Source organism: Sporichthyaceae bacterium (genome assembly GCA_036493475.1).
Taxonomy (GTDB): domain Bacteria; phylum Actinomycetota; class Actinomycetes; order Sporichthyales; family Sporichthyaceae; genus DASQPJ01.
Genome location: DASXPS010000069.1, coordinates 16,690 through 27,570 on the forward strand (window position 1 = coordinate 16,690; position 10,881 = coordinate 27,570).

Here is a 10,881-nt window from a genome sequence, read left to right on the forward strand (position 1 = left end):
CGGCCTCCTTCGTCGGCCGCGTGAGCGGGGCAGCGGTGCTTATTGGTTCGCTCGCAAGCTCGCTCACACGACCGCCGGTTCCGCGGTGTCCACGGTGTCCGCCCGAGCGGTTGCGAGCGCCACCTGAACCGCCGTCACTTTGTACTCCGGACAGTTGGTTGCCCAGTCCGAGTGCTCGGTCGTCACCACGTTCGCGCCCGTCACGGGGTGATGGAAGGTGGTGTAGCAGACGCCCACCGGCATCCGGTCGGACAGCACCGCGCGAAGCGTCGTCACGCCAACCCGGCTGGCCAGGCTGACGGTGTCGCCGTCGTTGATACCCCGGTCCTCGGCGTCGTGCGGGTGCAGCTCGAGGACGTCCTCGGGGTGCCACGCGACGTTCGCGGTGCGCCGCGTCTGCGCGCCCACGTTGTAGTGGGACAGGATGCGGCCGGTGGTGAGGATCAGCGGGAACTTGCGGGTGCTGCGCTCCTTGGTCGGGACGTAGACCGTCTCCATGAAGCGGCCCTTGCCACGGGTGAACTCCTCGACGTGCATGACCGGCGTGCCCAGTGGGTGTTCGGCGTCGCAGGGCCACTGCACCGATCCGACCCGGTCGAGCATCTCGAAGGAAACGGCGGAGAACGTCGGCGTGGTCAGGGCGATCTCGTCCATGATCTGCGCCGCGTTGTCATAGTGCATCGGGTAACCCATCGCCTGCGAGATCTCGCAGACGATCTCCCACTCCTGCTTGCCGGTCGGCGGCGGCATCACTTCGCGCACACGATTGATGCGGCGCTCGGCGTTGATGAACGTGCCGTCCTTCTCCAGGAACGACGTGCCGGGCAGCAGCACGTGCGCGAACTTCGCCGTCTCGTTGACGAACAGGTCCTGCACCACGAGCAGGTCCAGCGAAGCTAGCGCACTGTGCACGTGCTTGGTGTTCGGGTCGGACTGGGCGACATCCTCGCCCTGGATGAACAGCGCGCGGAAGCTGCGCTCGATCGCGGCATCGAACATGTTCGGGATCCGCAGCCCCGGCTCCGGGAGGATCGGTACGCCCCAGAGCTGTTCGTAGATGGCCCGTACGTCGTCGCGGGCGACGTGCCGGTAACCGGGCAGCTCGTGCGGGAACGAGCCCATGTCGCAGGAGCCCTGCACGTTGTTCTGGCCACGCAGCGGGCTCACGCCGACGCCGTTGCGGCCGATGTTGCCGGTAGCCATCGCCAGGTTGGCCATGCCCATGACCATCGTCGAGCCCTGGCTGTGCTCGGTGACGCCGAGGCCGTAGTAGATGGCCGAGTTACCGGCGCGGCCGTAGAGGCGGGCGGCGGCGCGCAGCTCCTCGGCGGGGACGCCGGTGATCCCCTCCAGCGCCTCCGGGGAGTGCGAGGGATCGGCGATGAACGCGGCCCACTCGTCGAACTCCACACAGCGGGCGTCGATGAACTCGCGGTCGGCCATGCCCTCGGTGACAATGACGTGCGCGATGGCGTTGATGACGGCGACGTTGCTGCCGGGCGCGAGCTGCAGGTGGTGGCTCGCCCGGATGTGCGGGGTCCTCACCAGGTCGATGTGCCGGGGGTCGACGACGATGAGCTTCGCACCCTCGCGCAACCGGCGCTTCATCCGGGAGGCGAAGACCGGGTGGGCGTCAGTCGGGTTCGCACCGATCACCATGATCACGTCGGCCTCGGCGACCGAGGCGAAGTGCTGGGTCCCCGCGGACTCGCCGAAGGTCTGTTTCAGGCCGTAGCCGGTGGGTGAGTGGCAGACCCGGGCGCAGGTGTCGACGTTGTTGTTCCCGAACGCGGCGCGGACCATCTTCTGGACGACGTAGACCTCTTCATTGGTGCACCGCGAGGAGGTGATCGCGCCGATCGCGTTCTGCCCGTGCTTGGCCTGGATCTCGCGGAACCGGCGGGCGGTGAAGGAGATGGCCTCGTCCCAGTTGACCACCTGCCAGGGATCAGTGAAGGACTCGCGCATCATCGGGGAGAGCACGCGGTCCGGGTGGCTGGCGTAGCCGTAGGCGAAGCGGCCCTTCACGCAGCTGTGGCCCTCGTTCGCGCCGCCGTTCTTCGACGGCATCATCCGGACCAGCTCATCCCCCCGCAGCTCGGCGCGGAATGAGCAGCCGACGCCGCAGTACGCGCAGGTGGTTTCGACCGCGCGGGTCGGCATCCCGAGTTCGACGACGGACTTCTCCTGCAGCGCAGTGGTCGGGCAGGCCTGTACGCAGGCCCCGCAGGACACGCACTCGGAGGACAGGAAGTCGGTGCCGCCGGCGCTGACCGTGGAGCCGAACCCGCGACCATCGATGGTCAGCGCGATGGTGCCCTGCACCTCGTCACAGGCACGCACGCAGCGGGAACAGACGATGCAGCTGCGGGGGTCGAACTGGAAGTAGGGGTTGGAAACGTCGACGTCGGCGTGCAGGTGGTTCTCGCCCTGACCGTAACGGACGTTGACCAGCCCGACGGTGTCCGCGACCGCGTGCAGCTCGCACGCGCCATCCATGCAGTCGGCCGGGTGGTCGGACATGTACAGCTCGACGACGCCGCGGCGCAGCCGGTCGACCTTCTCGCTGCGGGTGCGCACGACCATGCCCGCAGCGACCGGCGTGGTGCAGGACGCAGGCACGCCCTTGGCCTTGTCGATCTCCACGACGCACAGCCGGCACGACCCGAAGGCCTCGAGCGAATCGCTGGCGCAAAGGCTGGGGATGTCGATGCCGGCCTCGCGAGCTGCGCGCATCACCGAGGTGCCCGGCGGCACGGTGACGGATCGGCCGTCGATCTCCAGCGTGACGGTTGCCTCGCCGGCGCGGGCCGGCGTGCCGAAGTCGGTGTCCTGAAGCAGGGTCATCGCTCGAAGTCCTCTCGGAAGTGCTTGACCGCACTGCGTACCGGCATGGGCGTCAGTCCTCCCATGGCACACAGCGAGCCATCCGTCATCAACTCGCACAGGTCCTCGAGCAGCGTGAGCTCGGTACGCCCGCCCGCCCGGATCCGGTCGATGGTCTCCACCCCCCGCACCGCGCCGACCCGACACGGGGTGCACCGCCCGCACGATTCCTCCGCGCAGAACTCCATGGCGAAGCGGGCCATCCCGGCCATGTCGACGGTGTCGTCGAAGACCACGATCCCGCCGTGCCCCACCATCGCGCCCGCCTCGGCGAACGCCTCGTAGTCCATTGGCAGGTCGAACTGGCTGGTCGGCAGGTACGCGCCCAGCGGACCGCCGACCTGCACCGCGCGCACCGGGCGATCCGACGCCGTGCCGCCGCCGTAGGTCTCGACCAGCTCGCCGAGGGTGATCCCGAAGCCGGCTTCGAACACCCCGCCCCGGGCAATGTTTCCGGCCAGCTGGAAGACCTGTGTGCCGCGGGAGCGGCCCACGCCGAGCGCCGCGAACGCGGCCGCGCCCTCGGCGAGGATCGCCGGGACGGAGGCGAGGGTGAGCACGTTGTTGATCACGGTGGGCCGGCCGAACAGCCCGGCGATCGCGGGGATCGGCGGCTTGGGTCGGACCAGTCCGCGCTTGCCCTCCAGGCTTTCCAACATCGAGGTTTCTTCGCCGCAGATGTAGGCGCCGGCGCCGACCCGCACCGAGAGGTCGAAGCTCAGTCCGGAACCCAGGAGGTCCGGCCCGAGCCAACCCACCGCATAGGCCTCCGCGATCGCGGCGCGCAGCGTCTCGACTGCGTCCGGGTACTCCGAGCGGCAGTAGATGTAGCCCTCGGTGGCGCCGACCGCGTGCGCCGCGATCGTCATGCCCTCGATGAGGGTGAACGGATCGCCCTCCATCAGCATCCGGTCGGCGAAGGTGCCGGAGTCCCCCTCGTCCGCGTTCGCGCAGACGAATTTCAAACCAGGCGGCTGGTCCAGGACGGTCTTCCACTTGATGCCGGTCGGGAAGCCAGCGCCACCGCGGCCACGCAGGCCGGACTCGGTGACCTCGGCGACGATGTTGCCCGGCGCCAACGACAGGGCGCGACGCAGGCCGGCCAGGCCGCCGTGCGCCTGGTAGTCGGCCGCGGACCGCGGGTCGACCAAGCCGACCCGGGCGAAGGTGACCCGCTGCTGGGCACGCATCCAGGGCAGGTCTGCGACCGGCCCGAGGAACAGGTCGTTGGCGGCGCCATCGAGCAGACCACCGGCCAGCAGGCCGTCGACGTCCTCCGGGCGCACCGGCCCGTACCCGACCCGGCCGGTCGGCGTGTCGACCTCGACCAGCGGTTCGAGCCAGAGCATGCCGCGCGACCCGGTGCGGACGACCTCGGTCCCGGCGGGGGTCAGTGCCGCGATCCGCTCGGCGACCTCGTCGGCGCCGACCGCGCGAGCGGAGGCATCCATGGGCACGTAGACCTTCACCGCAGCCCACCCAACATCGCGTCGAGACGGTCCGGGCTGATCCGGCCCTGCAGCCGACCGTCGAGCTGGATCGACGGCCCGAGCGCGCAGTTACCGAGGCAGAACACCTCGTCGAGGCTCACGGCGCCGTCCGGCGTGGTCTCGCCGAACTCGACGCCCAGGCGGTTCTTGGCGTGGGCGACAAGCGCGTCGGCCCCGACCGCCTGGCAGGCCTCGGCGCGGCAGATCTTGACCGTTGCGCGGCCGGGCGCGGTGGTGCGGAAGTCCTTGTAGAACGAGACGACGCCATGCACCTCGGCGACCGAGAGGTTCAGCGCGTCGGCCAGGACCGGGATCGCGGCGGGGTCGATGTAACCGAACTCGTGCGCAACGGCGTGCAGGATCACCATCAGCGGCCCGCGCTCGGCGGCGTGCGTGGCGGCGATGCCACGGACCCGGTCGGCGAGCGTGGGTGCCGGAGCGGGGGCAGACATATCTGGCAGTCGTACGGGATGCCGGTCCCCGGCGGCAAACTCACAGTGTCGATCCATCGATAAACGCTGTTTATCACCGCAGGTCAACCGCTAGGCTCGGCGCTGTGTCCGGCGACATCCTGTTACGCCAGCTGGAGTACCTGGTCGCGCTGAACCGCGAGCAGCACTTCGGCCGCGCCGCGGCGGCCTGCCACATCAGCCAGCCCGCGCTGTCCGCAGCACTGCGCAAGCTGGAGACTCACCTGGGCGTCACCATCGTCAATCGAGGTCAGCGCTACGGTGGGCTGACCGACGAGGGCGCGCAGGTGCTCGGCTGGGCGCACCGCATCCTCGCCGAACGGGACGCGCTGCTGCTCGACCTCGACCGGTTGCACGGCGGCCTGACCGCCACGGTCCGCATCGGTGCGATTCCCACCGCGGTGCCCACCCTGCCGTGGTTGACCACGGCGCTCACCGACCGTCACCCGCGCGCCCGGGTGCGCATCGAGCTGCTGTCCTCAGTGGAGATCGTTCGCGGCCTGAACGATTTCGAACTCGACGGCGGGCTGACCTACCTTCCCGAGGAACCCGACGACAACACCCGGCTGGTGCCGCTCTACCGGGAGCGCTACCTACTGCTCACCCCGGCCGATGGACCTTTCGCCGAGCGCGGGTCACTGTCCTGGGCGGATCTGGCGGAGGTGCCGCTGTGTGCGCTGCCCACCACCATGCAGAACCGTCGGATCCTCGACGCGGCCCTGGCCGAAGCGGGCGTGCACGGCGACGTGGTGCTCGAGGCCGACACCGTCGAATCGCTGTATGCGCACCTGGGTACCCGGCGGTGGTCCTGCGTGGTGGCGCACCCGTGGGCGTACAGCTACGGAGTCCCGACCGGTATGCGGCTGCTGCCAATATACCCCAACCCGCGCACTCCGGCGGTCGGGCTGATCACCGGTCACCAGACTCCATGGTCGCTCGCGGCCGCCGCCCTGCACGACGCCGTCCTGGCCGCCGACATCGCCGCCCGCCTCAACCGGCAGACCTCCTGATGAGGGGAAAATCGCGTTCCCACAAGGGATGTGACGATCACTCGGGATCACCTGCCTGGGCGCGCCCGAGGTCAGGTCGCATCCAGACGACGACTCGTGAGTGGGCGGACCTCGGCGATCTTGTCGTAGTCACCATCGACATGGACCACGCCGAGGCCGCTGTGCAACGCCGTCTCGGCGATGATCAAGTCGGGGATCGGGATGCGGTGCCACATGCCGTGGTGGTGCGCCAGGTCGCGTTGGAGGGCGAGCGCCCGATCGAGAATGTCAGGAGGAGCCGGCGCCGGGCGGAAGTCCGAACGCAGCCGGGAGGCGACGACGTCGTAATCCTGAGCGCCGCGCGCGGAGTAGAGCCATTCGAGCTCACCCATCGGGCAGAGGTGCAGGTTGCCGGCCAACTCCGCGAGTTGGGCAGCGATCGACGATTGGTTCAGCCGGGCGGCTGCGCTCTTGTCCAACACCCAACCGGCGGGCGCCGGGCGGCCGCGGCTTCGTCTCACCGCCACATGTCCTCGGAGGCGAGAACCTGTGCGTCGATTCCGGCGTCGAAGTGCTGCAGCAAGCGCAGTTGCCGTTCCCGAAGCTCAGCGAATTCGGCGTCACCCTGGTCCGCGGCCCGGCGAAGCGCCTCCTCGACCGTCGCGCGCGTGGTGCCGAGGCCCAACGCCCGCTTGGCGCGGGCGAGCAGGTCCTCATCAATCTCGATCGTGGTTCGCTTCATGTATGCATGCTACTGGCAATATGTATGTACCGAGCCCACCGAGAGAACTCGTGGACAGAAAGCCCAACGCCGGGCACCTGCGGATAGGCACCCGGCGTCGTGCCTGCTCAACCGGCGGAGGATACGAGTTTTGAACTCGTGAGGGGTTGCCCCTAACACGCGCGCGTCGTCCGGCAGTCCGGGCGGAACGGCCCCGGAGCGGAGCCGAGATCACGCTGCGGGGGCCTGAGCGCAGTTCTGGTTCGGCGGTGGCCTCCACCTGCCGTCTCCGCCACACTGAGGCCCATGGCGGAGCGGGCTTCGGCGCTGGTCACCATCCTCTTTACGGATTTGGTGGGTTCGACGGAGCTGTTGTCCCGGGCCGGCGACGAGGATGCGCAGCGGATCTTCCGGGCTCATCACAAGCTGCTGGCAGATGTGGCCTCCGGCCATGGGGGCGCCGAGGTGAAGTGGCTCGGCGACGGGCTGATGGCGTCCTTCGCGTCCGCCGCCGACGCCTTGCGCTGCGCCATTTCGATGCAGCAGTCCTGTCAGCGGCCGGTAGCGGGCCAACGTCTGTCCATCCGGGTCGGCCTCAATACAGGCGAGGCCTTCCGCGACGAGGTGGACTTCTTCGGTACGCCGGTCGTGGTCGCCCGGCGTCTGTGTGACCATGCCGCCGGTGGTCAGATTCTGTGCTCCGAACTGGTCGCCGGCCTGCTCGCCGGTCGGGTCGGATTCGCCTTCGTTTCCCTCGGCGCGCTGGAACTCAAAGGCGTGCCCGACGCCGTCAGCGCCCTCGAGGTGCGCTACGAGGTCGATGCCGCGCCGGCGCTCGGGGGGCGCCTCCCCTTCGTCGGGCGGCAGGATGCGCTTGCCCGCTTGGTCGGGCGCCTGGCGGAAACGGCCGCCGGGCATGGCGGGCTCATGTTCGTGGCCGGCGAGCCGGGCATCGGCAAGACCCGCCTCACCGAGGAATTGGCCGAGGCCGCCGCCGCCGACGGGTTCTCGGTGTTGTGGGGGCACTGTTTGGACGGGGACTGGGCACCCCCCTACGCTCCGTTCGCCGAGGCGGTCGAGGCCATGGTCGACCGGCTCCCCGCCGAAGAGTTACGTGCCGATCTAGGCGCCGGTGGCCCCGTCCTTGCGCAGCTCGTCCCCGCTCTCCATCAGCGTGTTTCTGAGCTGCCCGACGTGGCCCCGGTCCAGCCCGACGAGGCGCGCTTCCGGGTCCTCGACGCGATGGCCCAGTTCCTCGCCGCCACGGCCCGGCGGGTGCCGGTGCTGCTGTGTCTCGACGACCTCCATTGGGCCGACGCGTCCACCGTGGCGATGCTTCGACACGTCGTGCGCACATCTCGCGGCCAACGGATGTTGGTGGTGGGCACCTATCGCGACGCGGAGGTAGGCGCGGGCCACCCACTCCACGACGCCCTGGGGGATTTGCGCCGGCAGGTGGAGTTCGAGCGGCTCAAGCTCGAGGGCCTCGAAGCCAAAGCGGTGGCTGAACTGCTCGAGGCCATTGCCGACCACGACGTGCTTGGCTCCGTGGCCGCCGCCATCGCCACCGAGACGGCCGGCAACCCGTTCTTCATCAAGGAGGTGCTGCGCCACCTGTTCGACGAAGGGCGCTTCCTGCGCGGGCCCGACGGGCGATGGATCTCGGATCGGCCGCCGGCCGAACTCGGCATTCCCAAGGGAGTCCGAGAGGTCATCGGCCGGCGCCTGGCCCGGCTGTCGGCCGACGCCAATCGGTTGCTGTCGGCCGCCTCGGTTTTCGAGGGCGACATCCACCTCGGGGTGGTGACGACCGTGGCGGGGATCAGCGAGGACGTGGCCCTCGACGCTCTCGATGAGGCCCTCGACGCCCAGCTGCTCCAGCCGGCGGGCGCTGTTGACGTCTACCGATTCACCCAGGACCTGATCCGCCACACCATCTCCGAAGAGCTGAGCCCCTCGCGCCGGGCGCGCCTGCATTTACGGGCGGCTCAGGTTCTGAGCGCGGCTGCCGGCGGAAAGCCCGGTCCGGGGATGGTGGGCGAGATCGCGACCCAGTTTCACCGGGGCCGCGGGCTTCCGGGCGCCGAGGAAGGCGTGGCGACTGCGCTGGCCGCCGCCGGCCACAGCGAAGCGACCGGCGGTCAGGCCGAAGCCGCCCGGTTCCTGCGCATGGCGTTGGAGCTCATGGCCGCCGATGACCCCCGGCGGCCGCGGATCCTCGGTCAGCTCGGGATGGCGCTCATCTGGAGCCTCGCTTTCGACAACGGCCTCGACGTCGCCGCCGAGGCCGGTCACGCCATCGACGCCTCCGAAGGCCAGGCCGCGGCGGCGGAGTACTTTGCGGCGGCCGCCCTGGCCATCGGATTCACCGGCAACAACGTCCGGGCCTGGGACCTAGCGCGCGAGGGTCTTGCGCACACGGCGGACCGGCGTGATCTCTCCTGGGCCCATCTGTATGTCATTGATTCTCAGCGCCGGGACTTCGGCCACCCTGAGCACCCTGGCATCCCGCTCGACACCCCCGAACGCTGGGAAGCGGCCCGGCTCATTCGGGCCTCTCGACCCGATCCCGTGGCCTTCGGCGGGCTTGAGACCCCCTTCGGTTCTCGGGCAGAAGCGGTGACCAGCACCCGGAATCTGTCCATCCTCGTCTGCTTCGGGGGCGAGTTCGAGCGCTGCCTCCCGCTGGCCATGGCGGAGGCGCAAGCGTCGCTTGCCCGCGGACAAGCCGTCCGAGGGGCCCGCTGTTTCATGACGGCAGCTTTTTGCCAGCTCTCTCTTGGCCGTCTGGAAGACGGACGCGCGTCCTTGGAAGAGGCGGAGCGACTGGCCGAGCCCACGGGCACGCCGATCTTCGGAATCCTGCACGGTTGGGAGCTACTAACCGCGTTCCTGGATGACGAGGTGGGGTTGGCCGCTCTCGCTGCCCGCTTTGGCCAACTCATACCAACCCTGGCACCCGGCCAGGCGTGGGCGCTCGGGCCCGCCTACGCCATCTGCGCCCGAACCTGCGCGCGCCTTGGTCGCAGTGACGAGGCGCTCGGGTTCCTCGAGCAGCTTCTCCCGTGGCTCGAGCGGGCGCCGGCGTGGTCCTATCACTTCCCGGACATCGCCGGCTACTCTGCCGAGACGCTCTGGCTGCTCGGTCGGGTCGACCACATCGACGTCGTAGAGCAAGCCGTCAGGGAAAAGGTCCTCGCGCCGGACTTCCGCGACATCGGGGTCGACTCCCGTCTTTCGCTGGCCCGTCTGTGCACGCTTCGGGGACGCTACGAGGAGGCTCAGCAGTGGTTCGGTGAGGCGCGCAGCGTCCTGCGCGAGCAGAGCGCGCTTCCCTTGCTGGCGATGGCCGACTTCGATCAAGCACAGATGTTCATGCGCCGAAGCGACCGGGACGATGCGCAGCACGCTCGCGCGCTGCTGGAAGTCGCCCGCATCCGGTTCGAAGAGGTCGGTATGCGTGGGTGGGTCGACCGAACGGACCAACTCCTCCGCCAGTCGGGCTGATCATCTCGGCCAGATCCGCGCCCACGCCCGCATCACGGCGGTGGTGCGCGCCCATGCGCCCGTAGCCCGACGAAACGCTCGCCGGGCACCGTGAAGGTGCCCGGCGTTTTGGATGCTCGATCGGCGGAGGATACGAGATTTGAACTCGTGAGAGGTTTCCCCCAACACGCTTTCCAAGCGTGCGCACTAGGCCGCTATGCGAATCCTCCTTGGAGCGCGGTAAAGCCTACCGGTCCCCGCCGGCCCCGGCGGACTGCAGGTTTTGCGCCGGGCGACGAGCCGGCGCCGGACGCGTAGACTGCTCCCCGGCTCCCCGCGTGGTGCCATCTCGCCGAACCCCCCCAGGGCCGGAAGGCAGCAAGGGTAGGAGGGCTCTGGTAGGTGCGCGGGGCGCTTCTATTTAACGGCGCTCAGCAGCGCCGTGATGGTCTGCGACTCCTGTTGCTGGTCGAAGGCGATCCGGGCGGCCAGGGCCCGGACCGCGTCGATCGCGGCATGTTTCGTGGCGTCGGCGAGCATCACCTGGCCACCTTCGTGGTGCCTCAGCATCAGCTCCAAGAACATCCGGTCCAGCGTCGGGCCCGTGGCCGAGCGCAATGCGTTGAGCTGCGCGGTCGTGGCCATCCCCGGCATGGTCGCCATGGCGGCGTGCTCGGCCATCCACTGCATGGGCGGGCCGGCCGGCAGCGCCGGGGCGTGCCACAACGTGAGATAGCCGCGCAACGCGCCGATGTCGAGCAGTTGGTCGTCCTCGATACCCGCGGCCAACGCGGCGATCTTCGAGTCCTTGGTGCGGTCGCGGACCAACTGCGCCATCA

At 69.3% G+C, this 10,881-nt stretch carries 8 protein-coding genes, 1 tRNA gene and 1 other RNA gene; 3 read left to right on the plus strand and 7 right to left on the minus strand.

The genetic code is table 11. From position 1 onward, the window contains the following. Positions 1-63: 63 nt before the first annotated feature. Genes fdhF through VGJ14_07615 form a run of 3 tightly spaced genes read right to left on the minus strand, consistent with a single transcriptional unit; the run spans position 64 to position 4,828 of the window. Positions 64-2,847: a formate dehydrogenase subunit alpha gene (gene fdhF, locus VGJ14_07605; GenBank protein ID HEY2832272.1), complete on the minus strand. Its 2,784-nt coding sequence runs from the start codon at positions 2,845-2,847 to the stop codon at positions 64-66. Beyond that, complete coding sequence (locus tag VGJ14_07610) at positions 2,844-4,355, minus strand: NADH-ubiquinone oxidoreductase-F iron-sulfur binding region domain-containing protein (GenBank protein HEY2832273.1); 1,512 nt, start codon at positions 4,353-4,355, stop codon at positions 2,844-2,846. The genes fdhF and VGJ14_07610 overlap by 4 nt, the downstream gene beginning before the upstream one ends. Further along, positions 4,352-4,828, minus strand: coding sequence for a formate dehydrogenase subunit gamma (locus VGJ14_07615; protein ID HEY2832274.1), 477 nt, complete (start codon positions 4,826-4,828; stop codon positions 4,352-4,354). Before VGJ14_07615 ends, VGJ14_07610 begins: the two co-directional genes overlap by 4 nt. A gap of 104 nt (positions 4,829-4,932) precedes the next feature. On the opposite strand from VGJ14_07615, the gene VGJ14_07620 reads away from it, so the two are divergent. After that, positions 4,933-5,856, plus strand: a complete 924-nt coding sequence (locus VGJ14_07620; GenBank protein ID HEY2832275.1) for a LysR family transcriptional regulator — start codon at positions 4,933-4,935, stop codon at positions 5,854-5,856. 71 nt (positions 5,857-5,927) lie between these two features. On the opposite strand, the gene VGJ14_07625 is transcribed toward VGJ14_07620, so the two are convergent. Next, on the minus strand, positions 5,928-6,356 hold the full coding sequence (locus VGJ14_07625; protein HEY2832276.1) for a PIN domain-containing protein: 429 nt from the start codon (positions 6,354-6,356) through the stop codon (positions 5,928-5,930). Further along, the gene (locus VGJ14_07630) at positions 6,353-6,577 is read right to left on the minus strand and encodes a type II toxin-antitoxin system VapB family antitoxin (protein HEY2832277.1); all 225 of its coding nucleotides are present in this window, start codon (positions 6,575-6,577) and stop codon (positions 6,353-6,355) included. Before VGJ14_07630 ends, VGJ14_07625 begins: the two co-directional genes overlap by 4 nt. A gap of 285 nt (positions 6,578-6,862) precedes the next feature. Between VGJ14_07630 and VGJ14_07635 the strand changes: the two genes are divergently transcribed. Further along, positions 6,863-10,063, plus strand: coding sequence for an AAA family ATPase (locus VGJ14_07635; protein HEY2832278.1), 3,201 nt, complete (start codon positions 6,863-6,865; stop codon positions 10,061-10,063). 124 nt (positions 10,064-10,187) lie between these two features. Here the strand turns inward: VGJ14_07635 and VGJ14_07640 are convergent. Next, positions 10,188-10,272: transfer RNA gene (locus tag VGJ14_07640), tRNA-Ser, on the minus strand. Positions 10,273-10,367: 95 nt separating this feature from the next. Between VGJ14_07640 and ffs the strand changes: the two genes are divergently transcribed. Beyond that, an RNA gene (gene ffs / locus VGJ14_07645) (signal recognition particle sRNA small type) lies at positions 10,368-10,464 on the plus strand. Here the strand turns inward: ffs and VGJ14_07650 are convergent. Next, positions 10,460-10,881 (minus strand): DUF305 domain-containing protein (locus tag VGJ14_07650; protein HEY2832279.1); only part of this gene is annotated, 422 nt, incomplete at its 5' end. The two genes, ffs and VGJ14_07650, sit on opposite strands and share 5 nt — an antisense overlap.